The 25,568-nt window shown below is 69.8% G+C and carries 25 protein-coding genes; 8 read left to right on the top strand and 17 right to left on the bottom strand.

Translation table 11 applies throughout. The features are described from left to right. Window positions 1-7: 7 nt before the first annotated feature. The 3 genes from msuE to RS83_RS11640 all read right to left on the bottom strand — a co-directional run bounded on the left by msuE (window position 8) and on the right by RS83_RS11640 (window position 2,663). Window positions 8-577 carry an FMN reductase gene (gene msuE, locus RS83_RS11650; RefSeq protein WP_045279678.1) on the bottom strand — a complete coding sequence of 190 codons (570 nt, stop codon included), beginning with the start codon at window positions 575-577 and terminating at the stop codon, window positions 8-10. A gap of 77 nt (window positions 578-654) precedes the next feature. Beyond that, window positions 655-1,491 (bottom strand): aldo/keto reductase, encoded by an 837-nt coding sequence (locus RS83_RS11645; RefSeq protein WP_045279677.1) that lies wholly within the window; start codon window positions 1,489-1,491, stop codon window positions 655-657. After that, on the bottom strand, window positions 1,488-2,663 hold the full coding sequence (locus RS83_RS11640) for a heparan-alpha-glucosaminide N-acetyltransferase domain-containing protein (protein WP_231587775.1): 1,176 nt from the start codon (window positions 2,661-2,663) through the stop codon (window positions 1,488-1,490). The genes RS83_RS11645 and RS83_RS11640 overlap by 4 nt, the downstream gene beginning before the upstream one ends. Before the next feature lie 43 nt (window positions 2,664-2,706). Here RS83_RS11640 and hrpA point away from each other — a divergent pair, with 43 nt between their 5' ends. Beyond that, window positions 2,707-6,678: an ATP-dependent RNA helicase HrpA gene (hrpA, locus tag RS83_RS11635; protein WP_045279676.1), complete on the top strand. Its 3,972-nt coding sequence runs from the start codon at window positions 2,707-2,709 to the stop codon at window positions 6,676-6,678. Window positions 6,679-6,704: 26 nt separating this feature from the next. Next, window positions 6,705-7,649: an NADP-dependent oxidoreductase gene (locus RS83_RS11630; RefSeq protein ID WP_045279675.1), complete on the top strand. Its 945-nt coding sequence runs from the start codon at window positions 6,705-6,707 to the stop codon at window positions 7,647-7,649. Window positions 7,650-7,669: 20 nt separating this feature from the next. On the opposite strand, the gene RS83_RS11625 is transcribed toward RS83_RS11630, so the two are convergent. The 8 genes from RS83_RS11625 to RS83_RS11590 all read right to left on the bottom strand — a co-directional run bounded on the left by RS83_RS11625 (window position 7,670) and on the right by RS83_RS11590 (window position 16,584). Beyond that, complete coding sequence (locus RS83_RS11625; RefSeq protein WP_045279674.1) at window positions 7,670-8,278, bottom strand: alkylhydroperoxidase domain protein; 609 nt, start codon at window positions 8,276-8,278, stop codon at window positions 7,670-7,672. After that, a complete protein-coding gene (locus tag RS83_RS11620; RefSeq protein ID WP_045279673.1) occupies window positions 8,275-8,868 on the bottom strand; it encodes a CMD domain protein in 594 nt (197 codons plus the stop codon). Before RS83_RS11620 ends, RS83_RS11625 begins: the two co-directional genes overlap by 4 nt. After that, window positions 8,865-9,923 carry a putative FMN-dependent luciferase-like monooxygenase gene (locus RS83_RS11615; protein WP_045279672.1) on the bottom strand — a complete coding sequence of 353 codons (1,059 nt, stop codon included), beginning with the start codon at window positions 9,921-9,923 and terminating at the stop codon, window positions 8,865-8,867. The genes RS83_RS11620 and RS83_RS11615 overlap by 4 nt, the downstream gene beginning before the upstream one ends. Further along, window positions 9,920-11,548, bottom strand: coding sequence for a dipeptide ABC transporter ATP-binding protein (locus RS83_RS11610; RefSeq protein ID WP_045279671.1), 1,629 nt, complete (start codon window positions 11,546-11,548; stop codon window positions 9,920-9,922). Before RS83_RS11610 ends, RS83_RS11615 begins: the two co-directional genes overlap by 4 nt. Continuing rightward, complete coding sequence (locus tag RS83_RS11605; protein WP_045279670.1) at window positions 11,545-12,459, bottom strand: ABC transporter permease; 915 nt, start codon at window positions 12,457-12,459, stop codon at window positions 11,545-11,547. The genes RS83_RS11610 and RS83_RS11605 overlap by 4 nt, the downstream gene beginning before the upstream one ends. Beyond that, window positions 12,456-13,424 carry an ABC transporter permease gene (locus tag RS83_RS11600; RefSeq protein ID WP_045279669.1) on the bottom strand — a complete coding sequence of 323 codons (969 nt, stop codon included), beginning with the start codon at window positions 13,422-13,424 and terminating at the stop codon, window positions 12,456-12,458. Before RS83_RS11600 ends, RS83_RS11605 begins: the two co-directional genes overlap by 4 nt. Beyond that, window positions 13,424-15,058 carry a TIGR04028 family ABC transporter substrate-binding protein gene (locus RS83_RS11595; protein ID WP_045279668.1) on the bottom strand — a complete coding sequence of 545 codons (1,635 nt, stop codon included), beginning with the start codon at window positions 15,056-15,058 and terminating at the stop codon, window positions 13,424-13,426. The genes RS83_RS11600 and RS83_RS11595 overlap by 1 nt, the downstream gene beginning before the upstream one ends. A gap of 125 nt (window positions 15,059-15,183) precedes the next feature. Next, a complete protein-coding gene (locus RS83_RS11590; RefSeq protein ID WP_045279860.1) occupies window positions 15,184-16,584 on the bottom strand; it encodes an NtaA/DmoA family FMN-dependent monooxygenase in 1,401 nt (466 codons plus the stop codon). A gap of 104 nt (window positions 16,585-16,688) precedes the next feature. Here RS83_RS11590 and RS83_RS11585 point away from each other — a divergent pair, with 104 nt between their 5' ends. Together RS83_RS11585 and RS83_RS11580 are read left to right on the top strand one after the other, a co-directional pair. Beyond that, window positions 16,689-17,696, top strand: a complete 1,008-nt coding sequence (locus RS83_RS11585) for a Gfo/Idh/MocA family protein (protein ID WP_045279667.1) — start codon at window positions 16,689-16,691, stop codon at window positions 17,694-17,696. Further along, on the top strand, window positions 17,689-18,660 hold the full coding sequence (locus RS83_RS11580) for an NYN domain-containing protein (RefSeq protein ID WP_045279666.1): 972 nt from the start codon (window positions 17,689-17,691) through the stop codon (window positions 18,658-18,660). Before RS83_RS11585 ends, RS83_RS11580 begins: the two co-directional genes overlap by 8 nt. A gap of 54 nt (window positions 18,661-18,714) precedes the next feature. On the opposite strand, the gene RS83_RS11575 is transcribed toward RS83_RS11580, so the two are convergent. Further along, complete coding sequence (locus RS83_RS11575) at window positions 18,715-19,845, bottom strand: Gfo/Idh/MocA family protein (protein ID WP_045279665.1); 1,131 nt, start codon at window positions 19,843-19,845, stop codon at window positions 18,715-18,717. After that, window positions 19,845-20,651 carry a sugar phosphate isomerase/epimerase family protein gene (locus RS83_RS11570; RefSeq protein ID WP_045279664.1) on the bottom strand — a complete coding sequence of 269 codons (807 nt, stop codon included), beginning with the start codon at window positions 20,649-20,651 and terminating at the stop codon, window positions 19,845-19,847. The genes RS83_RS11575 and RS83_RS11570 overlap by 1 nt, the downstream gene beginning before the upstream one ends. A 105-nt stretch (window positions 20,652-20,756) precedes the next feature. Here RS83_RS11570 and RS83_RS11565 point away from each other — a divergent pair, with 105 nt between their 5' ends. Beyond that, window positions 20,757-21,359, top strand: a complete 603-nt coding sequence (locus tag RS83_RS11565) for a TetR/AcrR family transcriptional regulator (RefSeq protein WP_045279663.1) — start codon at window positions 20,757-20,759, stop codon at window positions 21,357-21,359. Between the two features lie 15 nt (window positions 21,360-21,374). Here RS83_RS11565 and RS83_RS11560 read toward each other — a convergent pair whose 3' ends face one another. The 4 genes from RS83_RS11560 to RS83_RS11545 all read right to left on the bottom strand — a co-directional run bounded on the left by RS83_RS11560 (window position 21,375) and on the right by RS83_RS11545 (window position 23,988). Next, complete coding sequence (locus tag RS83_RS11560) at window positions 21,375-22,361, bottom strand: epimerase (protein ID WP_045279662.1); 987 nt, start codon at window positions 22,359-22,361, stop codon at window positions 21,375-21,377. Beyond that, the gene (locus RS83_RS11555) at window positions 22,358-22,735 is read right to left on the bottom strand and encodes a PLDc N-terminal domain-containing protein (protein ID WP_045279661.1); all 378 of its coding nucleotides are present in this window, start codon (window positions 22,733-22,735) and stop codon (window positions 22,358-22,360) included. The genes RS83_RS11560 and RS83_RS11555 overlap by 4 nt, the downstream gene beginning before the upstream one ends. Window positions 22,736-22,797: 62 nt before the next feature. After that, on the bottom strand, window positions 22,798-23,727 hold the full coding sequence (locus tag RS83_RS11550; RefSeq protein ID WP_045279859.1) for an aldo/keto reductase: 930 nt from the start codon (window positions 23,725-23,727) through the stop codon (window positions 22,798-22,800). A gap of 33 nt (window positions 23,728-23,760) precedes the next feature. After that, complete coding sequence (locus RS83_RS11545) at window positions 23,761-23,988, bottom strand: hypothetical protein (RefSeq protein ID WP_156153192.1); 228 nt, start codon at window positions 23,986-23,988, stop codon at window positions 23,761-23,763. Window positions 23,989-24,082: 94 nt separating this feature from the next. Between RS83_RS11545 and RS83_RS11540 the strand changes: the two genes are divergently transcribed. Genes RS83_RS11540 through RS83_RS11530 form a run of 3 tightly spaced genes read left to right on the top strand, consistent with a single transcriptional unit; the run spans window position 24,083 to window position 25,545 of the window. After that, window positions 24,083-24,460 carry an XRE family transcriptional regulator gene (locus RS83_RS11540; RefSeq protein ID WP_230114362.1) on the top strand — a complete coding sequence of 126 codons (378 nt, stop codon included), beginning with the start codon at window positions 24,083-24,085 and terminating at the stop codon, window positions 24,458-24,460. A gap of 7 nt (window positions 24,461-24,467) precedes the next feature. Continuing rightward, entirely contained in the window at window positions 24,468-24,908 is a 441-nt protein-coding gene (locus RS83_RS11535) for an ImmA/IrrE family metallo-endopeptidase (RefSeq protein WP_082071650.1), read from the top strand. Window positions 24,909-24,942: 34 nt separating this feature from the next. Further along, on the top strand, window positions 24,943-25,545 hold the full coding sequence (locus RS83_RS11530; RefSeq protein WP_045279659.1) for a GNAT family N-acetyltransferase: 603 nt from the start codon (window positions 24,943-24,945) through the stop codon (window positions 25,543-25,545). The last annotated feature ends 23 nt before the right edge of the window (window positions 25,546-25,568 follow it).

Raw genomic sequence — 25,568 nt, 5'->3', positions numbered from 1 at the left:
GCTTGACTCAGCCGACCAGCAGCTCGACCGGCCGGGATGCCGCGTAGCCGACCAGCGGCAGCGCGCGCTCTGCGGCGAGCGCGATGCGCGCGTGCAGCACCTCGGACTCGATCACGTAGCCGTCGAAGTCGGTGTCGCTGGCGTAGACGCCGAGCGGAAGCGTCAACGCCTGGAAGAACGAGAACAGCGGACGCAGCTGGTGCTCGATGATGAGCGCATGCCGTTCGCCGCCACCGGTCGCGGCCAGCAGCACCGGCTTGCCGACGAGCTCGTACTGCCCGACGAAGTCGAACAGGTGCTTGAACAGGCCGGTGAACGAGGCGCGGTACACCGGGCTGCCGACGATCAGCAGGTCGGCGGTCTCGATGGCCCGGAGCTTGTCCTCGATCGCCGCAGGCAGCTGATCACGGCGGAGTGCGCCGGAGAGCTGGGGACCGATGTCGGTGAGCTCGATGACCTCCACGTCGACCTCGGCGCGCTCGGACACGGCGGCCGCGATGGCACGGACGAGGGCGGTGGTCTTGCTCGGTTCGTGCAGGGAACCGGACACGGCGACGACGCGGTAACGAGCTGTCATGCCTCGAACGTACTCACGACGACGCCCCGTGTCGCGGCGAGCGACACGGGGCGTCATGTGAGCGATGCGGCTCGGCGTCAGTTCACATCGTCGGGGTGCGAACCCACGCGGCCGGAGCCGTCGAGCGGGTCGAGGGCGTCGATCGCGGCGATCTCGGCATCGGTCAGCGTGAAGCCGAAGACGTCGAGGTTCTCGCGCAGACGCTCGGCGCGCACCGACTTCGGGAAGACGATGATGCCCTTCTGCAGGTGCCAGCGCAGCACGGCCTGCGCCGGCGTGACGCCGTGCGCCGCGGCCGCATCGGCGACCGCCGGCGTGCCGAAGAGGTCGTACTTGCCCTGGCCGAGCGGACCCCAGGACTCGATGCGCACGCCGTGATCGGTGGCCCAGGCCACGACATCGCGCTGCTGGTACGCCGGGTGCAGCTCGATCTGGTTGATCGCCGGCGTGACACCCGTCTCGCTGACGACGCGCTCGAGGTGCGGCACCAGGAAGTTCGAGACGCCGATGCTGCGGGTCAGCCCGGCGTCGCGCAGCTCGATGAGCTTGGCGAACGCATGCACGTAGTCGTCCTTCGCCGGGGTCGGCCAGTGCACGAGGTACAGGTCGACCCGGTCGAGGCCGAGCTTGTCGAGGCTCTCGCCGATCGCCGCGCGCGGCTCTCCGCCGTGGTGGCGGTCGTTCCAGAGCTTGGTCGTGATGAACAGCTCGTCGCGCGGGATGCCGGACGACGCGATCGCCGCGCCGACGCCCGCTTCGTTGCCGTAGATCGCGGCGGTGTCGATGTGGCGGTAGCCGATCTCCAGCGCCTGGCTCACGGTGCGCTCGGTCTCGTCGGCCGGCACCTTGAAGACGCCGTAGCCCAGCTGGGGGATGGAGTTTCCGTCGTTGAGTTCGACTGCAGGAATGGTCATGGATCCAGCCTAGGACCGGGCGCGGACATCGGCTTCGGGACCGAGGCCATCGCCTTCGCCCCCGCACCGACGAGGCGTTCGAGCGGCCCCCGCCCGATGCACATCGACCAGAGCGTGGTGGCGACCAGGAGGCCCACGATCATGACGCCCCAGAACGCGTTGCTCGTGACGAACCCGGCAGGTCCGGACACCAGGACGATCACGATCACATGGGCCGTGTATGCCGTGAGCGGCATGGAGCCGAGCGCTCCGAACGGGAGGAGCGGCCAGCGCAGCGGACGGCTCAGCAGCACGCAGAGCGCGATCACGGCGAGGGCGAAGCCGCCGGAGCCGATGATCTCCGCCGTGCCTCCGCTGTGCGGGTCGACAGCGAAGATCGCGTCGAGCGCCGAACCCAGCGGATCGGTGGCGGCGAGCGCCTGCGGGTAGGAGTCCCAGCCGCTGAACGACGCACCGGTGCCGGCATCGGCTGACCCCCCGAGCCCGGCTGCCTGTCCGACCGCGCCGAGCCCGTAGCCGGACACCGCCAGGACGACGCCGGCGCCCAGCGCGACCGCAGCCGTGCTGACCCGCTCCACGTGCAGGCGGCCGAGCGCCATCCCGCCGAGCACGAAGGCCATCCACGCGGTGATCGGGTAGCTGCCGTAGAGCACGAAGATCACGCCTGCTCCGTAGGGGTGCAGCGTCACTGCGCCGAGCAGCGCGAGCAGTGCGGGGCCGACCAGGGCGAGCACCGCCGCGGCGATCAACAGCTGCCAGGGTCGCCACCGGAGGAACGGGATGACCGCGACGTACAGCAGGCCGTAGAGCGTGAGGATGACGGCGATCGGGGTGTTCAGCATCTCGAGGCCGAGGCCGATGACGAAGATGACGGCGCCCCGACCGATCAGCTGCAGTCGGATGCCGGGGATGCGCTCGCGATCCGGAAGCGCGCTGCGTCCTGTCATGAGCGCGATCGAGACGCCGGCGAGCACGGCGAACAGGATCGACGAGCGCCCGTGGACGAGGTCGGTCCAGGTGGCGATGTCGGTCCAGTCGAAGGTCGGGGTCTCGCCGATGTGGGCGCCGGCCATGCCGATGATCGCCAGCCCTCTGGCGATGTCGAGACCGAGGATGCGCGGCGGTCTGCCGAACTCGCGGAACCATCGCAGCGGACGCATCGGATCTGTCACGTGATGATCGTAGGGGCGGAACCCGGCGATACGATGGAGGGCTATGTCTTCCCCAGTGATCTCGTACCCGCCGGAGCTGCCGGTCAGCGCAGCCCGCGCCGAGATCGCCGACGCCATCCGCGACAGTCAGGTCGTGATCGTCGCCGGCGCCACCGGCTCGGGAAAGACCACACAGCTGCCGAAGATCGCCCTCGAACTCGGCCGCACGAACATCGCGCACACGCAGCCGCGGCGCCTCGCGGCCCGCACGATCGCCGAACGCATCGCGGAGGAGCTCGAGGTCGAGCTCGGCACGCTCGTCGGCTACAAGGTGCGCTTCACCGACAAGGTCTCCGACGAGACGCGCATCGCGCTGATGACCGACGGCATCCTGCTGAACGAGATCCATCGCGATCGGCTGCTGCGCCGCTACGACACGATCATCATCGACGAGGCGCACGAGCGATCGCTCAACGTCGACTTCCTGCTCGGATATCTCGCGCGCATCCTGCCGGAGCGCCCGGACCTCAAGGTCATCATCACCTCGGCGACGATCGATCCCGAGAGCTTCGCGAAGCACTTCGCCTCGGCAGCCGGCACACCCGCACCGATCATCGAGGTGTCCGGACGCACCTACCCCGTCGAGATCCGCTACCGGGCGCAGACCGAGGAGTCCGACGGCGAAGCCGACGGGAACGAGGACGAGGTCTCGGCGATCGTCGCGGCGCTCCGCGAACTCGACCGCGAGGCACCCGGCGACGTGCTCGTCTTCCTGCCGGGCGAGGCCGAGATCCGGGATGCGGCGGATGCCGTGCGCGGCGCCTACTCGAACGAGCGCTCCCCCACCGAGGTGCTGCCGCTCTTCGGCCGCCTGTCAGCGGCTGACCAGCATCGGGTGTTCGAGCGCAGCCGCGTCGCCGGCGTCCGCCGCCGCGTCATCCTCGCCACCAACGTCGCCGAGACCAGCCTCACCGTGCCAGGCATCAAGTACGTGATCGACACCGGCACCGTTCGCATCTCCCGCTACAGCAACCGCTCGAAGGTGCAGCGCCTGCCGATCGAGGCGATCTCGCAGGCCTCGGCGAACCAGCGCTCCGGGCGCGCCGGCCGAACCAGCGACGGCATCGCGATCCGCCTCTATTCGGAGGAGGACTTCGAGCGCCGCCTGGAGTTCACCGAACCCGAGATCCTGCGCACCTCGCTCGCCTCCGTCATCCTGCAGATGCTGTCCCTCGGCTTCGGCGACATCACGGCCTTCCCGTTCCTCACGCCGCCCGATTCGCGTGGTGTGAAGGCGGCGTTCGACCTGCTCACCGAGCTCGGCGCCGTCGAGGCGCAGTCCGGTTCGGACACGGCTCGACTCACCCGCATCGGGCGCGACATCTCGCGCATCCCGATCGACCCCCGGTTCGCGCGCATGCTGATCGAGTCCGGGCGCCCTTCGAGCGGCTCCTCAGGGCCCCAGAGGACCCCGTCACCTGAGGTCACCCGCGACGTGCTCGCGATCGTGTCCGGCATGTCGATCCAGGATGTCAGGGAGCGGCCGGAGGAGCGTCGCGAGGAGGCCGACCGCCTGCATGCACGCTTCGTCGATCCCACCAGCGACTTCATCACGCTGCTGAATCTCTGGAACCACCTGCGCGAACAGCAGCGCGAGCTCGGTTCGAGCGCATTCCGCCGCCTCTGCCGCGCTGAGCATCTGAACTACGTGCGGGTCCGCGAGTGGTTCGACGTGCACCGCCAGCTGCGATCCCTGCTCGCCGGGGCGAAGATCCGCATCGACGACCCTTCGACAGGCTCGGGGACCCAGCACGGGGCGAGCGATCCCGACGCGATCCATCGGTCGCTGCTGGCCGGCCTGCTGTCGCAGATCGGCATCCTCGACGAGCGCACCGCCCCCGCCGGCAAAGCGCACTCCCCCGCCAAGGAGCCGAAGGGACGCCGCACGATCGAGTATCGCGGAGCCCGCGGCATCCGCTTCTCGATCTTCCCCGGGTCCGGACTCCGCAAGAAGAGTCCCCAGGCCGTCATGGCCGCCGAGATCGTCGAGACGTCGCGCACCTTCGCCCGCACGGTCGCGGCGATCGATCCGGCCTGGGCCGAGCCGCTCGCCGGCGACCTCGCGAAGCGTCAGGTGACCGAGCCGCACTGGTCGAAGGATGCCGGCGCGGCCGTCGCGTTCGAGAAGGTGACGCTGTTCGGCGTCGAGATCATCCCGCGCCGCCGGGTGCAGTTCGCCAGGATCGACCGCGCCGCCTCCCGTGAGCTGTTCGTGCGGCATGCGCTCGTCGAGGGCGAGTGGGATCCGAGCCGGCTCGACAAGCGCGTGTCGGGGTTCTGGCGCAGCAACGCCGAGCTCCGCAAACGCCTCGAGAAGTTGGAGGAGCGCGAGCGCCGCCGCGACATCCTCGCCGGCGACGAGGCCGTCTTCCGCTTCTACGACGAGCGCATCCCTGCAGAGGTCTTCGACGTGCGCTCCTTCGAGAAGTGGTGGCGCGAGACGCTCGCGGCCACCCCGAAGCTGCTCGCGATGCGCGAGGGCGACCTGATCGACGACGACGGGCGCGCCGACCAGAGCGACTTCCCCACCCGCTGGACGCAGGGCGACCAGGTGCTGGGTCTCGCGTACCGCTTCGAGCCGGGTGCCGCCGATGACGGCGTGAGCGTCGTGATCCCGCTGGCGCTGCTCGCGCAGGTCGAGGATCGCGGCTTCGACTGGCAGGTCCCCGGGCTCCGGGCAGAGCTCATCACCGGACTGCTGCGGGCGCTGCCCAAGGCGATCCGCAGACACGTGGTCCCGGCGGCGGACTGGGCTGAGAAGTTCGGCGTCGAGCTCGCCGGCGACGGCCCCGAGGCGCACGGCGGCCTTCCGAGCCGCACCCTGAAGGAAGCCCTCGCCCGCCTCATCCAGCCGCTCGCGAACCAGCTCGTATCGGCTGCGGACTTCGAGGACGACCGGGTTCCCTCGCACCTGCGGATGAACTTCCGCGCGGTGGACGAGCGCGGCAGGGTCGCCGGGAGCGGACGCGACCTGACGGCGCTCCAGGGCGAGTTGTCCGACCGGGCCCGCACCAGCGTTGCACGCTCGATCGCCGCGCCGCAGCGCCAGGGACACCCCCGACGACCAGGATCCCCGAGCCCGTCGAACGCCCCGTCATCGAACATCGAGCAGGACGGCCTGACCGCCTGGACCTTCGATGACCTCCCTGACGTGCTCGACACCCGCGTCGCCGGCGGCGTCGTGCGCGGCTATCCGGCGATCGTCGATCAGGGCAAGTCCGTCTCGGTGCGCGTCGAATCGTCGGCGGATGCCGCTGCGGCGGCGACCCGCGAGGGCGTGCTGCGCCTCGTGCTGCTCGCCGTGCCCTCGCCGTCGTCGTACGTGCAGCAGCACCTCACCAGCCCGGAGAAGCTCGCTCTTGCGGCGTCGAGCTACCCCTCGGCCGCCGCGCTCATCGAGGACTGCCGTGCCGCGGTGGCCCGGCGCGTGATCGACGCTGAGACGGGCGGATCGGGCGTCGTCCGGACCGCCGCGGAATTCGCCAGGGTGCGCGACGCCGTGTCCGCGGTGCTCGTGGACGAGCTGTTCGCCTGCGTCTCGCTCGTCGCCCGCATCCTCACGCTCTCGCGCGATGTGGAGCGCGGCATCAAGTCGCAGAACTCGCTCTCGCTGCTCGGCCCGCTGAACGACATCAAGACGCAGCTCACGGCACTGCTGCATCCCGGCTTCGTGTCGGCGGCCGGGATCGACCGGCTGGCGCACTTCCCCCGCTACCTCGAGGCCATGCGCGACCGGCTGAAGACGCTGGCGAGCGAACCGGGCAAGGATCGTACCCGCATGAGCGAGTTCGAACGGATGGCGAAGGTGTTCCAGGACGCCGGCGGTGTGATCCCGCTGCCGAAGGATGCCGCGCCCGCGCTCGTCGAGACGCGGTGGCTGCTCGAGGAGTACCGCGTCAGCGTGTTCGCGCAGCGCCTCGGCACCGCGCAGCCGGTCTCACCGCAGCGCATCCAGAAGGTCCTCGCGGGTCGCTGACCGAACCGCGAGGGTAGCCTGGTCGCATGGCTCGCGCGATCGTGTACACGGAAATCGGCTCACCGGACGTCCTCCACCTCACCGAGATCCCCGATCCGGTCGCGGGTGACGGCGAGGTCGTCGTCGCGATCGAGGCAGCGGGTGTGAATCCCATCGACGCGAAGATCCGCGGCGGGAAGCGCCCATCGCCGCCGATCACCGAGCCTCGACCCGTCGGCTTCGACGGCGCCGGTGTCATCACCGAGCTCGGCGCAGGCGTCGAGGGCTTCTCGGTCGGCGACCGGGTCGCGATCCGCGATGCGCACGGCACCTACGCCTCGGCGATCGCGATCTCGCCGGAGCACCTCGCACTCCTCCCCGACTCCGTCACGGCGGCAGAGGGCGCCGGCATCGGCATCCCCGCAGGCACCGCCTACCAGGCGCTGCGCTCGCTCGAGGTGAGCGAGGGCGACGTGCTGCTCGTGCACGCCGGGTCAGGCTCGGTCGGCCAGGCCGCAGTGCAGTTCGCCGTCGACTGGGGCGTGACCGTCATCGCGACCGCGAGCCCCTCGCGTCATGCGCAGCTGCGCGAACTCGGCGCGATCCCGATCGCGTACGGCGACGGGCTGCAGGAGCGCGTCGAGCAGGCCGCTCCCGACGGCATCACCGTCGCGCTGGACTGCGCCGGCACCGACGAGGCCATCGAGGTCTCGCTCGCCCTGGTCCCGGATCGCGAGCGGATCGCGACGATCGTCCGCGGGCCGGATGCTGCGTCCTTCGGCATCCGCGCCTTCTCCGGCGGATCACCGGTGCCGCTCACAGATGAAGAGCTGGCCTGGCGTGCCGAAGCGCTGCCGGAGACCATCGCGCTGCTCGCCTCAGGCGACTTCGTGATCGAGCTCGGTCCGCAGCTCCCCCTCGCCGAAGCGGCGCGGGCCCACGAGCTCGTGGAGGCCCACGCCGCCTCAGGGAAGATCGTGCTGATTCCCTGACCGCGACGAACCGCTCGCGCTCAGGCCGGAGCCACCGGCCGCCCGATCGACAGCATCAGGCGGTTCGCCCAGTTGAAGAACGCCGCGCCGTGGATGAGGTCGGAGATCTCCAGGTCGTCGAGACCGGCCGCCCGCAGCCGCACGATCTCGTCCTCCCCGAACGCGTTCGGGGTGTCGGTGAGGGCGACGGATGCCGCGACGACCGCATTCCAGCGCTCGCCGAGCTCGGCGTCGACGCCCTCGTCGAGCAGCAGGTCCACATCGTCGACACGCTTGCTGTGATGCGCAGCGAACCTCGAGTGCACCGAGGCGCAGAACACGCAGCCGTTCCGACGCGAGGCGGCCGTCGCGGCGAGTTCGCGCTCTGCGCGCGGGAGCCCTTCCGAGGCGTTGTAGAAGATGTCCTTGTCGACCAGGGTGCGCGCCTTCAGCACCTCGGGGTCTCGTGCGAGCAGCCGGAAGTAGTCGTTCTTGGCCCTCGCCGCATCCACGAGGCCGTCGAGGTGGCGCTCGGTGAGCTCCTCCTCGGGCAGCGGCGGCAGATGCGGCGCCCAACCGACCTCGGCACGTGTGAAGTCGTGCGGGTGCGCGGCGTCGGTGTGCAGCAGCACGGTCTCGGTGGCGCTCATGCGGCGAGCCCCGTTGCCGACAGGGTCCGGAGTCCCGCGACCACGCGCTGCTGGAATGCGAGGAACGCCACCAGCTGCGACAGGGTGACGATGCCGTCGACCGACCATCCAGCCGACAGGAGGCGACCGAGATCGGCACCGGATGCCTCGCGGGGACGCAGCACCAGCAGGTGCGTGTGCGCGAGCGCCGCAGCGAGACGTTCGCCGAGCGCGCTCGTGGCGACGTCGGACGGTGCGTACCGCGCACCCTCGGTGTTCTCACGCTGCAATCCCAGCTCGGTGTAGCTGCCGAAGGGACCGGCGACCGCGTACTCGGCGGCCTCCGGGAGCACCACGGCGGCTCGTGGCGCATCGGCTTCGACCGCGCGAGCGGCGTAGAACGCAGCGGTCGGGTCGTCGGCGCCGGCGAGCGCGGTCGCGAACGCGGCGATCAGCTCGCGCTCCTCCTGCGACACATGCTCGGTCGACACCGGCTGGAACAGCGCGTCGAAGCTCGCCTGCAGTTGCGCTCTGGTGACCGGGCGGCGACGGCGAAGCGCATCGAGCTCCGGCGTCACCTCCGCGATCCGGTCGACGATGTCGGTGGTCATGCCTGCTCCTTGCTGGTCGAAGTCGTGCTCGTACTCGAAGTCGTGGTCGTGGTGTATCCGAGGGCCGGGGCGACCCGTTCGGCGAAGAGCTCGATCGACCGCAGCACGTGCGCGTGCGGCGCGTCGACCGAGTGCACCTGGAAGGCGACCTCGGTGGCTCTGGAGAGTGTGGCGTCGGCTGCGAGCGACGCCGCCACCTCGTCCGGGGTACCGAGGTGGGTGTCGAGGGCGACGATCAGCTCGTCGATCGAGTCGCCGGGGATCGTCTGCCCCTGGCGGCGGAACCCCCCGGCCGCGCGGCGGAGTCCGACCTCGGCGAAGCGCAGCGCATCCGCCCGATCGTCGGCGACGAACACCGTGCGCGAGGCCGTGATCCTCGGTGCGACGCCGTCCGGCAGCGCCTCGAGGTAGGCGTCGATGATCGGGTCCTGCAGCGCGGAGAGCGGCGCGTGCAATGCGCCGGCCGAACGAGGCTGCGTGCGCGAGAGCAGCAGGCCGTGCCCGTGCACGCCGGCGCGATGTCCGCCAGGCGCCGAGAAGGTCGCCTGCCACACGCGGTCGAGCAGCGACGGCCCGTCTGCCGATGCGGCATCCGGATACAGCGTGTTCCCCTCGCCGACATCGCGACCGGCGAGCGCGTCGAGGAGCACTCTGAGCTTGCGGTCGTGCGTCACCGCCTTGTGGTTCACGTCCTCCCCGAAGGGCGAGAAGGAGGTGGGCGTGCCCCCGCTGCCGAGGCCGAGATCGAGGCGACCGCCGGAGAGCAGATCGGCGACCGTCGCATCCTCCGCGACCCGCACCGGATCCTCGAGCGGCAGCGTGATCACCCCGGTGCCGAGCCGGATGCGCGAGGTCTGCGCCGCGATGTGGGCGAGGAACACGAGCGGCGAGGGCAGTCCGCCCTCGGCAGCGTGGAAGTGATGCTGCGCGACCCAGGCACGTCCGACGCCATGGTGCTCGGCGTGCTGGATCTGCTCGGCCGCGAGCGCATAGCGCTCAGACGGCGAGGCGTCGTCGAGCAGGCGCGTGAAGAACGCGATCGTGGGGGCGGTCATACGGTCGTCTCCGTCCGACCCGGCACTGCGGCCAGCAGCTCCCGGGTGTAGTCGTGCTGCGGTGAATGGAAGAGCTCCTCGGTGGCCCCCTCCTCGACGATGCGCCCTCGGCGCATCACCGAGACGGTGTGGCTGATCCGTCGCACCACCGCGAGGTCATGCGAGATGAACAGGTACGTGAGTCCGAGCTCAGCCTGCAGCGAGGTCAGCAGCTCGAGGATGCGGGCCTGCACCGTGACATCGAGCGCCGACACGGCCTCATCGAGCACCACGATCTCCGGATCGATCGCCAGCGCCCTGGCGATCGCGACACGCTGGCGCTGTCCGCCTGACAGCTCCCTCGGGGTGCGCTGCGCCACGTCGGACGGCAGCGACACCCGATCGATCAGCGCGAGGGCGCGCGCTCGGCGCTCCTGTCGCGAGCCCACTCGGAAGTTCTGCAGCGGCTCGGCGACGATGTCGGCGATCTGCTGGCGCGGATCCAGCGAGGCGAAGGGGTTCTGGTACACCAGCTGGATGCGGCGCCGCAGCGCCCGCAGCCGCTCACCCGTCGCGGTCGTCACGTCGTCGCCCGCGAGGTCGATCGAACCGGCATCGGGCCGCTCGAAGCGAGTGATCAGGCGCGCGGTCGTCGTCTTGCCAGACCCCGACTCCCCCACCAGCGCATGCGTCGTGCCGCGACGGACGCGGAAGGAGACGTCATCGACGGCGCGGAACTGTCCTCGTCCGGCGACCTTGAACTCCTTGACGAGGCCATCCGCGACGATCGCGTACGGGTTCTCCGCGGCGACGGCGGCGGCATCTCGCAGGAACGGCGGCGCATCGGGACGGCGGAATCCCGTCGTGAACGCCGGAGCATCCGCGAGCAGCTGCCGAGTGTACGCATCGCTCGGGGCATCCAGCACCGCGGCGCTGGTTCCCTGTTCGACGATGCGGCCGTCCTTCAGCACCACCAGTCGCTGAGCCCGGTCGGCGGCGACACCGAGGTCGTGCGTGACGAGCAGGATGCTCGTGCCCTCGTCCCGACGCAGGTCGTCGAGCAGGTCGAGCACGCGCCGTTGCACCGTGGCATCGAGCGCACTGGTCGGCTCATCGGCGATCAGCAGTCGTGGCTGCAGCGCGATCGCCGACGCGATCAGCACCCGCTGCCGCATGCCTCCGGAGAGCTCGTGCGGATACTGCCGCGCTCGCAGATCGGGATCGTCGATACCGACCCGTTCGAGCAGTTCGATCACCCTCGCGCGGCGCGCGCGGCCGTCGCGGTGCCCGTGCAGGCGCAGCACCTCCTCGACCTGGGCGCCGATCGAACGCACCGGGTCGAGCGAGGTGGTCGGATCCTGCGGTACGAGTCCGATCTCCGGGCCACGGATGCTGCGCAGCGCGCGATCCGACCAGCCGGAGATCTCGAGTTCGCCGAGCCGCACTCGGCCGCCGTCGACCGTGCCGCCGCTCGGCAGGAGTCCGAGCAGCGCGTGCGCGGTGGTGGACTTGCCGGAGCCGGACTCGCCCACCAGGGCCAGGGTCTCACCCTCGCCGATCTCGAAGGAGACGCCGTGCACGACCTCGCGGCGTGCGGTGCGACCCGCGTAGGAGACCCGCAGGTCGTCGACGCTGAGAACGCTCATCTGGCTTCCTTTCCGATGCGGTGGCTGATGCGGTTTGCGCTGAGCACGACCACGACGACCACGAGGCCTGGGAGCGCCGTGAGCCACCATGCCGTGCCGACATAGTTGCGTCCCTCGGCGATCAGCAGGCCCCATTCGGGCGTCGGCGGCGGCGCACCGTAGCCGAGGAAGCCCAGCGTCGAGATGGCGAGGATCGCGGTGCCGAACTGCAGTGCGGCGAGCGCCACGATCGGGGTGAGCGAGTTCGGCAGCACATGTCGCCAGAGCACCGCGACGAACGTGGCACCGCTGCCGTAGGCCGCCTCGACGAACTCGGTGCGACGCACGCGAGCGACTTCGGCCCGCATGAGCCTGGCGAACGCCGCGACGCTGCCGAGGCCGACCGCGATCGCCGCATTGACGGTGCCGAAGCCGAGCAGGATGATCACCGACAGCGACAGCAGCAGGCCGGGGATCGCGAGCAGCACGTCGACGACGCGCATCAGGATGTCGTCGACGACACCGCCGAGTGCGCCGGCGATCGCGCCGAGCAGCGTGCCCAGTGCGAGGCCGACGGTGACGGCGATGAGCGCCCCGGAGAGGGAATGCACCGCACCGTGCACGACCCGACCGAAGAGGTCGCGGCCGAGGGTGTCCGTGCCGAACCAGTGCGCTGCGCTCGGCGGCAGCAACTTGTCGGCCGGAGTGCCGGTCAACGGGTCGCCGGGCGCGAAGATCGAGGGCACGACGGCCCAGAGCACGGCGAGCGCCACGACGACGATCGCCAGATACAGATCCCAGGGATGCCGTCGGCGCGACCGCCCGCCGCGTGACGCAGCGACCGGAGCGTCCGCCGAGGAGTCGTCCGCCGGCCCGTTCGGCTGCGCGTCCGCCTGCCGGCCCGCCTGCTGACTCAGGATGGGGATCGTCATGCCGGCACCTCCTGGAGTGCGCGGCGCGGTGTGGCGCGGGCCACGCGCCGCTGGCGCGGATCGATGAGCGGGGTGACCAGGTCGACCGCGAGGCTGATCAGCACGAAGCCGAGCGCCGACAGCAGCACCACGCCCTGCAGCACCGGGATGTCCTGGTTCGCGACCGCCTGCTCGGTCAGGCGCCCGATGCCGGTGCGTCCGAACACGGTCTCGGTGACGACGGCCCCGCCGACGAGCTCGCCGAACAGCACACCGGCGATGGTCAGGGTCGGCAACGCGGCATTGCGGGCGACCGAGCGGGTGAGCACCCACACCGGTGGCGCGCCCTTGGCCCGGACGACCGTGATGAACGGCTGCGCCTGCACCCGGTCGATCGCTCGCACCAGCACCTGCGCGAGCGGGGCGGAGATCGGCACGGCCAGCGTGAGCACGGGCAGGATGAGCCCCGCGACCGGGTCGGCGCCGACGATCGGCACCCAGCCGAGGCCGAACGAGAACACCTGGATCAGCAGGATGCCGAGCCAGAACACCGGGACGGCGACGAACAGGCCGGGCACCTGCCGCAGCCCGTTGCGCAGCCACTCGAAGGGTGCGAGCGACGACAGCCCAGCGACGAGCACCGCGATCAGCAGCGCGACGACGAGCCCGAGCGATGCGAGCAGCAGCGTCGACGGCAGCGCCTCGGCGAGCATGGTCAGCACCGGAGTGCCGAACTGCGTCGAGTATCCGAAGTCGCCGGCCAGGAAGCCGAGTCCAGCGTGCAGGTACTGCTCCCACCACGGCAGGTCGGCGCCGTAGGTGCCGCGGATGCTGTCGAGCTGCTCCGGCGAGAGTCCGAGACTCGGGTCGGAGAACTTGATCAGGATCGCGTCGCCCGGCAACAGCTGCAGCAGGAAGAAGGTGGCCGTGAAGGCCGCGATCAGCACGATCGCGGCCTGCCCGGCTCGTCGGAGGAGGAACGGCATCAATGCTCCTGCAGCCACACACCGGAGAACGTGGGGCGGCCGACCGACTCGAAAGCCACGCCCTGCACGTAGGTCGCGGCGCCGTACACCTGCGGCTCCTCGAACAGCGGGATCACGTACGCCTGCTCGGCGATGTAGTCCTGCACGGCCTGCGAGGCGGCGATGCGCTTGTCGGCATCGGGTTCGGATGCCACGGCGAGCAGCAGCGAGTCGAGCTCGGCGTCGTTCGAGATGAGCGCGTCGCGGTTCTTGGTGAAGTACTGGCTCTTGATCACGTCGAGATCGGCGCGGCCGACCATCGAGTGGTAGAAGCCGGTCTTCTCAGGATCCCGGGTGTCCTCGGCGTAGCTGCCGGCGTCGCCGGGCTTCACCGTGAGCTCGACGCCGACCTTCGCCAGCTGCTGTGCGACCAGCTCGAGGGTCTGCTTCGAGAGCGGCTGCGGCTTGGCCTCGTAGACCGTGATCGACAGGCGCTCGCCGTCCTTCTCGCGGATGCCGTCGGCTCCGGGCGTCCAGCCGGCCTCGTCGAGCAGCTTCTCGGCCTTGTCCTGGTCGTGCGCGTAGTGCTCCGACTCGTCCTTGAAACCGATGGCCTCGGAGGAGAGCACCGACTTCGCGACCGGATAGTTCTCGGTGAACAGCGTGTCGACGATCTCCTGCGAGTCGACGGCTGCCACCAGCGCCTGGCGGACGCGGATGTCGGTGAGGAGCGGATTGCTCGGGCGCAGGCTGATCGAGTTGTTCACGCCGCGGGTCTGCGGCGCGTACAGCGTGAAGCCGGCGCTCTCGACGCGGTCCTCGTCGAACGCCTGCACGTAGCGCACGTAGTCCGCCTGGCCGGCGAGCAGCGAGCCGATGCGCACCGAGTCCTCCGGCGTCACGAGCACGTGCACCGCGTCGAGGTAGGCACGGCCCTGGTTCTCTGCGCTCTCCGGCGCCCAGTCGTAGTCGTCGCGTGCGGTGAGCGTGTATTCGGTGCCGAGCTTCTCATCCGTCACCGTGAACGGACCGGAGCCGATGATCTCCTCCGCATTGCCCGCACCGAAGTCCTCGATCGTGCCGTCGAGCGTCTCGGGCGAGAGCAGGCCGGAGTTGATGGTCGAGGTGGCCTGCAGGAACCCTGGCGACGGGGCCGAGAAGCGGAAGGTGACCGTGTCGTCGTCGACGACCTCACTGCTGGCGTAGTTGTTGATCGCCTCCGAGACCGTCAGGCCGCGATCGGCGGCACCGAGCCCGTAGGTGTCGAAGTTCTTCGCGACCGCCGCCGCGTCGAGCGCGGTGCCGTCAGAGAAGCTGACGTCCGGGTTGAGGTTGAACGTGTATTCGGTCGCGTCTGCGTTCACGGTCCAGTCTGATGCGATCCACGGCTCGATCTCGAGCGTCTCCGGGTTCTGCCAGGTGAGGCGCGCTGCGATGTTGTTGACGATGCCGCCGTTCGGATAGAACCCTGCCTGCGGCGGGTAGAGGTTCGTGTAGGTCTGGTGCTCGAGGTAGGTGAGCGTGCCGCCCGTGACGGGGTCGCCGGCGGCAGCCGGCGCGTTGGCCGGTGCGGGCGACGAGGAGCAGGCGACCAGGCCGGCCGCCATCACGAACGGGAGAGCGATTGCTGCGGCGCGGACGGTGCGGCGGTTCATGGGAAGGGCCTCCTGGGCGGGGTGGGTGGTGCGTGTGTTGTCACGGTAGGGACGATGGAACCGGTGCGTCGACGGCGATGTCACGAGCCGACGCCGCGCGTCATGCGGCGTCACGAGACGGCGGGTCAGGCGGTCGAGAGGACGGGTTCCGCTGCGGTGGCTGCGACGCCGAGCCGCTCGCGGAGGGTCGAGCCGTCGCGTCCGAGCAGGCCGCGACGGCGGAGCTCCGGGGCGGCGAGCGCCGTGAACGCCTCGAACTGCGCCGGCTGGAATGCCGAGAGCACATTGAAGCCGTCGGCGGCGCCCTGATCCCGCCAGGTCTCGAAGTGGTCTGCGATGGTCGACGCATCGCCGACGACGAATGCGGCGGGCACCGCGTGCGCTGCGACGAGGTGCCGCCAGGTGATCGGATGCCCCGACCGGCCGCGTTCGCCGAGTGCGAGTCCGGCGATACGGGCCAGTCGCTCGATGAGTGCGGCACCTCCGCTGCCGAGCCGGCTCGCCTCCGCCTCGGTCACCGGTGCGTCGAAGGCAGCATGGCGGAGCGGATCCTCGTGGTCGACGCCCAGCGCATCGGCGAGCGCGGCCACCGTGCGATCGGCCGGGAACGCCGCCCGATCGGGCTGGTGCTGTTCGGCGAGCGGCACCAAAGCGAGCAGACGTTCGACGATGCGGTGCGCATCGGCATCCGTGTCGGCGACGACCGGCAGCACCGGAGCGATCACCTTCAGTCGATCAGGGTCGCGACCGGCATCCGCAGCGAGCGCACGGAGCGCACGCCGCACCTCGATCGCATCGGCCGGCGTCGGCGCCGCGATCAGGGCCAGGTCGGCCTCGGTCGCGGCGAGCGCACGCGAGCGCGGCGAGGTGCCGGCGTGCACGATCGGGATCTGCCCCTGCGGTGGCCGGGCCACGTTCAGCGGTCCGGTGACACTGAGGTGCGCGCCCCGGAGGTCGGCGGCACGGAGGCCGTCCGGATCGATGAGCACGCCGCGTGCGGCATCCGCGATCCAGGCGTCCTCGCTCCACGAGTCCCAGAGTCGACGCAGCGCGGTGACGAACTCCTCCGCCCGGTCGTAGCGGCTCACGTTGTCTGCGTGCGCATCGCGGCCGTGGTTGCCTGCGGCGCGCGGCTCAGCCCCGGTCACCAGGTTCACCCCGGCGCGACCGCGTGTGAGCACATCGAGGGAAGCCAGCGATCTGGCGGTCGCGTACGGGTCGGCGTAGGTGGTGTTGACGGTCGCGATGAGTCCGATGCGCGAGGTGATGCCGGCGAGGAACAGCACGGCGCTCACGGGGTCGATCCGGGCGAGCAGATAGGGGTCCCGGAACTCCAGGTCGGGTCCCGTGGCAAGCCAGTCACCGAAGAAGAGATAGTCGAGACCCGCGTCCTCACCGGCCTGTGCGACACGACGCAGGATCTCCGCGTCGCCCGCAGGGTCGCGGTGCGCGCCCTCCTGACGCCAGCCGGACGGGTAGGCGCCGAGCGTGCGCACCATGGCGCCGATGATGAGAGGTTCGGTCATGCCGCCACGGTAGAAGCGCCGTCCCGACCCCGCCACGCCGGTGATGCCGGAGGTCACACGGTGCAACAGTCCGTCACACCCGCCATACCCTCTACGCTGAGACGATGACTGGTCTTCGTTGGGGAATCCTCGCGACCGGCGGCATCGCCGGCGCGTTCGCATCCGATCTGCGCACCGCAGGACTCGATCTGGTCGCGGTGGGATCACGCTCGCAGGAGTCGGCCGACGCGTTCGCCGCCCGCTTCGACATCCCGCGCGCGCACCCGTCATATGAGGCCCTCGTCGCCGACCCCGACGTCGACATCATCTACGTCTCCACGCCGCATCCGATGCACCACGCGAACGCTCGCCTCGCGCTCGAACACGGCAAGCACGTGCTCGTCGAGAAGGCGTTCACGCTCAACCGTGCCGAGGCCGAGGACCTGCAGCAGCTGGCCGCCGAGCGTGGTCTGCTGGTCACCGAGGCCATGTGGACCCGGTACCTGCCGCACATGCTCCGCGTCCGCGAGATCATCGCCGATGGCACGCTCGGCGACATCCGCGCCGTCACGGTCGACCACACGCAGCTGCTGCCCTCCGAGCCGACGCATCGACTGAACGCCCTCGAACTCGGCGGCGGTGCGCTGCTCGATCTCGGCATCTACCCGATCTCGTTCATCTGGGACATCCTCGGTGCGCCCACCGGCATCCGCAGCCTCGCGCGTCTGGTCGAGACCGGGGCTGATGCCGAGGTCGCCACCGTCATGACGCACGAGGGCGGCGCGGTCTCGACCAGCCTGTCGTCCTCGCGCGCGGCCGGCCCGAACACGGCGCTCATCCTCGGCACGAAGGCGCGCATCGACATCGACGGCGTCTGGTACGCCCCGACGACGTTCCGCGTCGTGGCAGGCGACGGCACCGTGCTCGAGGAGTTCGACGGCAGGCTCGACCCGGAGAACGGCGGGCGCGGCATGCAGTTCGAGGCGCTCGCCGCCGAACGCCTCGTCCGCGAAGGCACCCTGGAGGGCGACCTGCTCCCCATCGCCGAGACCGTTGCCATCATGGGCACGCTCGACGAGATCCGCCGCCAGATCGGCGTGACCTACCCGAGCGAGGAGGCCGACCATGGCTGAGACCACTGACGCCCGCGTCGCCGTGTACCTGGACTTCGACAACATCGTCATCTCCTGGTACGACCGCGTGCACGGTCGCAACGCCTACGGCAAGGACCGTCAGCGGATCGCGGAGAACCCGAACGACCCCGATGTCGTCGACCGCCTGAGCCGGGCCATGATCGAGGTCGGCGCGATCATCGACTACGCCGCCTCGTTCGGCACGCTGGTGCTGACCAGGGCGTATGCGGACTGGTCGTCACCCGTCAATGCCGAATACCGGTCGCAGCTCGTCGCCCGCGCGGTCGACCTCGTGCAACTCTTCCCTGCGGCGGCGTATGCCAAGAACGGCGCGGACATCCGGCTCGCCGTGGATGCCGTCGAGGACATGTTCCGTCTCCCCGACCTCACGCACGTCGTGATCGTCGCAGGCGACAGCGACTACGTGCCGCTGGCGCAGCGCTGCAAGCGGCTCGGCCGCTACGTGATCGGCGTCGGCGTCGCCGGCTCGACCGCGAAGTCGCTCGCCGCTGCCTGCGACGAGTTCGAGGCCTACGACTCGCTGACCGGCGTGGTGCGCCCGAGCAAGCCGGTGACGCCGGTCGCCGAGACGCCGGCGAGCACGGCCGAGCCGGTCGAGACGGCCGGTGCGGCCGACACGACCGTGAAGGCCAAGGCCGCTCCGAAGACGCGCAGGGCGAAGAGCCCGGCGAAGGTCGAGGAGCCGGCTGAGGTGAAGCTCGACGAGCAGGGCGAGGCGACGCAGCTCCTGGAGCGCGCGCTGCGGCTGGGCCACGACAAGGCGGATGCCGACGAGTGGCTGCACAGCTCTGCCGTGAAGACGCACATGCGCCGCATGGATCCGTCGTTCAGCGAGAAGGCCCTGGGGTACCGTTCGTTCTCGGACTTCCTGAAGTCGCGCGACGACATCACCGAGCTCGAGGAGACCGGGCACGAGCGGCTGGTGCGCCTGCGCGAGCGTTGAGCCCGATGTGGCGGTGAGAGCGGCTCACCGCCCTCACCGCCACATCGGATGCACTCAGAGCGTGCGTTCGAAGGGATCGAAGGCGGCGTCGATCGCACCGACCTGGTCGAGCGTGCTCTCGACGGTGACGAAGCTCCGGGATTCCGCCGCCTCCTCGATCGAGAGCAGCGTGTCGAGCACGTGGAAGCCGAACTCGCCGGTCGCGACGTGCGGGCGCCCTGCTGCGATCGAGCGGGCCATGTCGAGCAGACCCACGCCGCGGCCGGAGAGCACACCCTCCTGCGCCACGTCGACGACCTCCTGCTCGACGGGCTCCGGCGGGATGAACAGTCGACGAAGCGGACGGGTGATCGTGATCGCGCCGCCGAAGGTGTTCGGGTCGGGGATCACGATCGTGCCCTCGGTGCCGGTGATCTCGACGATGCCCTGCCGGATGACGGGCGAATCGGTGCTGTAGACGCTCTGCGCCTGCCCGCCGCCCTCGAAGTCCATCAGCACGCTCAGCGTCGATGGGATCTCGACCGGGAACTCCTGCCCGGCGAGCTCGCCGACCTGCACGCGACGCGTCGGCGTGCCCTGCAGGCCGAGGGCCGCGACAGAGGCGACCGGACCGAACACGTGCACGAGGGCTGAGACGTAGTACGGCCCCATGTCGAGCAGGGGACCTGCGCCCTTGGCGTACAGGAACGCCGGGTTCGGGTGGAAGATCTCCGGACCGGACCACTGGAACGTGGTCTGCGCGAACAGCGGGCGGCCGATGTCTCCGCGCGCGATCGCGCGCTTTGCCGTCTGCACGCCGGGTCCGAGCACGGTGTCGGGAGCGACACCCACACGGAGGCCGGCGGCATCCGCCTTCTCCAGCAGTCGGCGGGACTCCTCGCGGCTCACACCGATCGGCTTCTCGGTCCACACGTGCTTCCCGGCGGCGATGATCGCCTCCGAGACCTCGACGTGGACGGCCGGGATCGTGAGGTTCACGACGATGTCGATCTCGGGGTCGTCGAGCACGACGTCGACGCCGCCTGCCCGCGGGACGCCGTACTTCTCGGCCTGCGCCCGCGCGCGCTCCTCGATCACGTCTCCGACGGCGAGCACGCGCACATCAGGGAAGGTCGTCAGGTTCGTCAGGTACTGGTCGCTGATGTTGCCGGCACCGATGATGCCGACGCCGACGGGACCCGCCATCAGCCGGCCACCTTCTCGTCGAGGTAGACGCGGCTGCGCTCGATCGCGTCGAAGAGGTCGCCCTCGTAGTGGTCGAACTCGACGATCGCGAGCTCGAGGGCGGGGGCTGCGGCGATCGCCTCGACGAGCGGCACGGTTCCGTCGCCTGCGGGCACCTGGTCGGCCGGCGGATAGGCGTTCACGAGCGCGGGGTCGAGGGTGCCGTCCTTGGCGTGCACCGCGATGACGCGGCTGCCGAGACGCTGGAGCAGCGCGACGGGGTCGACACCGCCACGAGCGACCCAGTACAGGTCGACCTCGAGCACGACGCGCTCGTCGAGAAGCCCGGCGAGCACCTCGAGACCGGTGACGCCGTCGAACACGGCCTCCAGCTCGTGGGCATGGTTGTGGTACCCGACGCGGATGCCGACGCCGGCGCCGATCTCGGCTGCGGCGTTCAGCAGTCGAGCCGTCTCCTCGATCTGCGCGACGGACTCCCAGCGCTCCGGTGCCGTGTAGGGGTCGATCACGGTGTGCATGCCGAGCACCTTCGCGGCGGCGAAGACCTCAGCCGGCGACGGGACGGGCAGCGTGGTGCCGCTGCCGTCGGGGTTCACGAACGACTCGGACGCCAGGAAGGCGTGCCCTGACGGTGCCGAGAGACCCGCTGCGGTGAGCGCATCCGCCATCGGTGCAGCGCGGCGCACGAAGTCATAGGGCTCGACCGCGGTGAAGCCACGGGCGGCGACGGCAGCGAGCGAGCCTTCGAGATCGGCCTCCAGCTGGTCCTTGATCGTGAACAGTTGGATGGAAGTCTGGATCGTCACTGGTCTCTCCTTCAGTCGTCGGTGACGTGCGGGCGATTCACCCGTCGGAAGAACCGTAGCACCCAATACCTCCACGTGGACGTTTTCATTGGCTAGACTCAGGCCATGCCCGAGGAAGACGGATCACGCCAGCGCGGGGCCTACGCGAAAGGCGTCGCCCGACGACAGGAGATCCTCGATCGCGCGATCGAGGTCTTCGCAGAGCGCGGGGCCGACCGCACCAGTCTCCGCGCGATCGCGCGCGAGGTCGGCGTCACGCACGCGGCACTGAGCCACTACTTCGGCTCCCTCGAAGAGCTCCTCGTCGCGGTCTACGAGGAGAGCAACCGTCCCGACCTCCGGCCGGACACCGAGCTCCACGACGCGACGCCGGTGGAACGCATGATCGCGTCCGCCCGGACCAACCGCGAGGTGCCTGGGCTCGTGCAGCTCTATTCGACGCTCGTCGCCTCGGCGCTCGAAGAGGGCCACCCCGTCGCCAGGGAGTTCGCCACCGTCCGCTTCGCCCAGGTCCGCTCGAACGTCTCGGCGGACGTCCGCGATCAGCAGGCCGAAGGCCGCATTCGAGGGGACCTGGATCCGGAAGCCGTCGCAGCCCTCATCGTCGCGGCATCCGACGGCCTGCAGACCCAGTGGCTGCTCGATGACGCCGCTCCGCAGCACGAAGCACTCGCGCTCCTCGACCGCCTGCTCAGACCGGCGGAGTGAGGCACCGCACAGCGGTCAGTGCTTCCGCTGCTCCCAGGCATCCCTGAGCGCCGGCTCGAGTTCGGGATACGCGAACTCGTACCCGGCATCCGTCAGCACCTTCGGCGCGACCCACCGGCTCTTCAGCACCAGCTCCGGCTCCTTGCGCAGCACCCACATCGCCGGTTCCAGCATGAAGCGCCAGGAGGGAAGACCGAACGGCATCCCCACGACTCGGCGCAGCGTCGCCATCAGACCGCGGTTGTCGGTCTGCGTGGGCGCGGAGAGGTTGACCACGCCCTCGATGCTCGGATGGTCGCGGATGAACCGCACGGCACCGACGAAGTCATCGACGTGGATCCAGCTGAAGCGCTGGTGTCCGCGCGAACGGTGTCCGAGCGGATGCTCCGGCTCGGTCGGGTGCGGCCCGATCCCCCGGTAGCGGTCGTGCCGGAACCACCAGCCGTCGAACTGCGGACCCCCGAGGCCGAAGCGCGCGAGCGTGAAGAACAGCTCCGTCGCCGCGCCGTCGCCGATCACGATCGTGATGCGCAGCGCGACCCGCCTGGTGCCAGGCAGCTCGCCCCGGAAGAGCTCGTCCTCCCAGGCGAGGGCGACGTCCGGGGAGAACCCGGTGTCGTACTCGGTGTCGTCCTCGGTCTGCGGCCGGTCGAGCGCGTAGCGGTACACCGTGGCGCTGCTGGCGTTCATCCAGACCGCAGGCGGGTTCACGGATCGTTCGACGGCATCATGCAGGGCTCGCGTGGTGTCGAGCCGCGACTGGAGGAACTCCTCGCGGTTCGCATCCGTGAAGCGCACATCGATCGGCTTGCCGGCGAGTCCGACCAGCAGATCCGCGCCGTCGACGAGGCGGAGGATGGCGTCGGGGTCATCCCATCGCGCATCGGGCCCCTCACGGCCGATCACGCTGACCTGATAGCCGTCGGCCTCGAGCGCGCGCCGCAGCGCCGTGCCGAGGAATCCGGATCCGCCGCCGAGCACCGCACGCTTCGCCATGGTCATGCCTGCTCCTGCTCGTCGGCTTCGGGTTTGCGCTTCTCGAGTTCCTGTCGCAGCCGCCACTCCTCGATCTCGCGGTCGAGGTCGGCGATCTGCTGCTCGGTCGTCCGCGTGTCGACGGGCGGTGCCGGGCGCAGATCGACGGGCGAGGGCGACGTGCGCTCGGCGCGACGCATCCGAGGAATCGGGATGCCGCCGTCGCCGTAGTCGCGCCCGAGCCCGAACCACAGCAGTCCGCCGATGAGCGGCAGCAGGATCACGACGATGAGCCACACCATCTTCGGCAGGTGCTTCACCTGAGCGTCATCACGCGTGATGATGTCGATCAACGCACCGATCATCAGCGCGATGACGAGGATCGAGAACAGGAACGGCATGGTCTCAGGGTAGACGACGCCACGGGATCGCGCCCGGGTATGGCGGGCGGGAACGCGAGCGACTATGGGAGCAGATGACCCGCAGCACGGAACAGCTCGTACCATTCCGCTCGAGTCAGCTCGATCTCGGCTCCGGCCGCGGCATCCCGCACGCGCTGCGGAGTGGTGGTGCCGAGCACGACCTGCATCTTGGCGGGGTGGCGGGTGATCCAGGCCGTGGCGATCGCGATGGGCGTGACGTCGTAGGCGGCGGCGAGCCGATCGATCACGGCGTTCAGCTCGGCGTACTCGGGGTTGCCGAGGAACACACCGGTGAAGAACCCGCCCTGGAACGGCGACCAGGCCTGCACCGTGATGCCGTTGAGACGGCAGTACTCGACGATGCCGCCGCCGTCGCGCACCACGGCCTGCTCTTCGCCGGCCATGTTCATCGCGATCGGCTGCGCGATGATCGGCGCGTGCGTGATCGACAGCTGCAGCTGGTTCGCGATCAGCGGCTGCGTCACCGCCGTACGGAGCAGGTCGATCTGGCGCGGCGTGTGGTTGGAGACGCCGAAGGCGCGCACCTTGCCGGCGGCCTCCAGCTCATCGAAGGCCCTGGCGACCTCCTCGGGTTCGACCAGGGCGTCCGGCCGGTGCAGCAGGAGCACGTCGAGCCGGTCGGTGCGCAGCGCACGGAGCGAGCCTTCGACCTGGGTCACGATGTGCTCGTAGGAGAAGTCGAACATGCCCTGCGCAGGCACGATGCCGCACTTGGTCTGCAGCACGATCTCGTCGCGCTCGGCAGCGCTCAGCTGCAGTGCGTCGGCGAACCGCGACTCGCAGTGATGCATGCTCCCGCCGTAGATGTCGGCATGGTCGAAGAAATCGATGCCGGCATCACGCGCAGCCCGATACAGCTCGCGGATGGGTGCATCGTCTTTGTCGTCGATGCGCATCATGCCGGCGATGACGGAGGGCGCGACGGTGGACCCGAACGGAACAGTCTTCATGTCGGCCACGATACTCCGACAACCGGCGCGCTCTCAGGGAGCAGGGTGACCGGTCGGCACGAGGACGGTCGGCGAGATGCCGAGCGCTGCGGCGACCTCGGCAAGGTCGCTGACGGTGAAGTCAGCGCCTCCGAACAGCTTCTGCCGCAATGCGGAGCGGCTGATCCGCATCTCGGCAGCGAGCCAGTCGATCGAGCGTTCTGCGGTCACCAGCTGCGAGATCACCGCAGATGCCACCACCTGTCCAACATCTGTCTTCACGTGACGACACTATCGCCCCGAGTGGGTTCGCACAATGATCTTCCGGAGCAATATGACGGCATATTGGTTGCGTTCCGGTGCTATCGTGACTCGCGTGAAGACACCTGCCGAGGAGTTCAACGCCGCAGTCGGGCGCCAGCTGCGTGCGGAGATCGCGGCGGCGGGGAGCAGCATCGCCGCCATGTCGCGTGGGATCGGGATCGCCAGGAGCGCGCTCGACAACTACGTCACCGGCAAACGCGCCATCCCCGTCCCGATCGTGTACTCGGTGTGCGCCACGCTGCACGTCGAGCCCCACATCGTGTTCGCGCGAGCCGAAGAGCGCCTCCGAGCAGACAGCGGGACGGCAGCCGGCGTGCTCACACCGTTCCGCCGCCGCACGAATGTCGGCGACCCCGGTCAAGATATCCCCGAAGTCGCCTTCGACTCGTCACTGGGGCATGAGGGCGACACCGACGATCTCTACCAGTAGGGAAAGCATGGACGACCTCCTCCGACTCGTCGAAGCGCAGGGACTCCGAGTGATCGAGCGGCGCGGCCGGACGCTCGGCGGCTACGACCATGCGTCGCGCAGCATCCGACTCGACCCCGGCATGAGCGCACGAACCAGACGCAGCGTGCTCGCCCACGAACTCGGGCACGCGACGCTCGGCCACACCGTCACGACGACCGCCGCCCTCCGTCGCCGCCAGGAACGGCAGGCCGACGCGTGGGCCGCCCGACTGCTGATCACGCCCGCGGCCTATGCAGCCGCCGAAGCCCTCCGCGGCACCCATCGCGCCAGCCTGGCATTCGAACTCGGCGTGACCATCGAACTCGTGATCGCCTTCCAGGAGCTCCTGCAGCGAATCGGCGACACCACTCCCCTCGACCCCGGCATGGGTACACGGCAGTGGGCGCATCGCTTCGCCGCGGCGTGAGCGTGAACGCGTTCCGCGCTGATTGAATGGGGCCATGGCCTTCCTCGTCGCTCCCGCCGCCGTCACGCTGACCGGAGAGCTCGTCGAGCTCCGACCGCTCGAGATCACCCACCACGATGCACTCGTGGAAGCGGTCGAAGAGGGCGACCTGTGGAAGACCGCCTGGTACACGTCGGTGCCGGCTCCGGACGGCGTCGCCGCTGAGATCGATCGACGGATCGCGCTGCGCGAGACGGGCGAGATGGTGCCGTTCACCGCCTTCGACGCCGCCGGTCGCGCGATCGGGATGACGACGTACTACGACATCGATGGTTCCGTTCCACGGCTGCACATCGGCTACACCTGGAACCGCCCCTCGGCACACGGCACCGGCACGAACGCCGAATCGAAGCTGCTGCTGCTCCGCCACGCGTTCGAGACGCTCGGTGTCTTCCGGGTCGGACTCACCACACAATGGGTGAACTTCCAGTCGAGGGCCGCCATCGAGCGCCTCGGCGCGAAGCAGGACGGCGTGATGCGCGCGATGTCGCGCTACCGCAACGGCGCCCTGCGCGACAGCGTCGAGTTCTCGATCATCGAGCCGGAGTGGCCTGCCGTGAAGGCGAACCTCGAAGCGCGGCTCGCGAAGCGGCGCTGAGCCGCCCGACGATCAGAGGCCCG

This window comes from Microbacterium oxydans (genome assembly GCF_000956525.1).
Taxonomy (GTDB): domain Bacteria; phylum Actinomycetota; class Actinomycetes; order Actinomycetales; family Microbacteriaceae; genus Microbacterium; species Microbacterium oxydans_A.
Note: the sequence above shows the minus strand (reverse complement) of the source record. Positions and strands in the feature narration are given on the sequence as shown.

Coding starts and splice junctions, on each gene's coding strand:
- msuE (WP_045279678.1), bottom strand. CDS start 577: ATGACAGCTCGTTACCGCGTCGTCGCCGTGTCCGGTTCCCTGCACGAA.
- RS83_RS11645 (WP_045279677.1), bottom strand. CDS start 1,491: ATGACCATTCCTGCAGTCGAACTCAACGACGGAAACTCCATCCCCCAG.
- hrpA (WP_045279676.1), top strand. CDS start 2,707: ATGTCTTCCCCAGTGATCTCGTACCCGCCGGAGCTGCCGGTCAGCGCA.
- RS83_RS11630 (WP_045279675.1), top strand. CDS start 6,705: ATGGCTCGCGCGATCGTGTACACGGAAATCGGCTCACCGGACGTCCTC.
- RS83_RS11625 (WP_045279674.1), bottom strand. CDS start 8,278: ATGAGCGCCACCGAGACCGTGCTGCTGCACACCGACGCCGCGCACCCG.
- RS83_RS11620 (WP_045279673.1), bottom strand. CDS start 8,868: ATGACCACCGACATCGTCGACCGGATCGCGGAGGTGACGCCGGAGCTC.
- RS83_RS11615 (WP_045279672.1), bottom strand. CDS start 9,923: ATGACCGCCCCCACGATCGCGTTCTTCACGCGCCTGCTCGACGACGCC.
- RS83_RS11610 (WP_045279671.1), bottom strand. CDS start 11,548: ATGAGCGTTCTCAGCGTCGACGACCTGCGGGTCTCCTACGCGGGTCGC.
- RS83_RS11605 (WP_045279670.1), bottom strand. CDS start 12,459: ATGACGATCCCCATCCTGAGTCAGCAGGCGGGCCGGCAGGCGGACGCG.
- RS83_RS11600 (WP_045279669.1), bottom strand. CDS start 13,424: ATGCCGTTCCTCCTCCGACGAGCCGGGCAGGCCGCGATCGTGCTGATC.
- RS83_RS11595 (WP_045279668.1), bottom strand. CDS start 15,058: ATGAACCGCCGCACCGTCCGCGCCGCAGCAATCGCTCTCCCGTTCGTG.
- RS83_RS11590 (WP_045279860.1), bottom strand. CDS start 16,584: ATGACCGAACCTCTCATCATCGGCGCCATGGTGCGCACGCTCGGCGCC.
- RS83_RS11585 (WP_045279667.1), top strand. CDS start 16,689: ATGACTGGTCTTCGTTGGGGAATCCTCGCGACCGGCGGCATCGCCGGC.
- RS83_RS11580 (WP_045279666.1), top strand. CDS start 17,689: ATGGCTGAGACCACTGACGCCCGCGTCGCCGTGTACCTGGACTTCGAC.
- RS83_RS11575 (WP_045279665.1), bottom strand. CDS start 19,845: ATGGCGGGTCCCGTCGGCGTCGGCATCATCGGTGCCGGCAACATCAGC.
- RS83_RS11565 (WP_045279663.1), top strand. CDS start 20,757: ATGCCCGAGGAAGACGGATCACGCCAGCGCGGGGCCTACGCGAAAGGC.
- RS83_RS11560 (WP_045279662.1), bottom strand. CDS start 22,361: ATGACCATGGCGAAGCGTGCGGTGCTCGGCGGCGGATCCGGATTCCTC.
- RS83_RS11555 (WP_045279661.1), bottom strand. CDS start 22,735: ATGCCGTTCCTGTTCTCGATCCTCGTCATCGCGCTGATGATCGGTGCG.
- RS83_RS11550 (WP_045279859.1), bottom strand. CDS start 23,727: ATGAAGACTGTTCCGTTCGGGTCCACCGTCGCGCCCTCCGTCATCGCC.
- RS83_RS11535 (WP_082071650.1), top strand. CDS start 24,468: ATGGACGACCTCCTCCGACTCGTCGAAGCGCAGGGACTCCGAGTGATC.
- RS83_RS11530 (WP_045279659.1), top strand. CDS start 24,943: ATGGCCTTCCTCGTCGCTCCCGCCGCCGTCACGCTGACCGGAGAGCTC.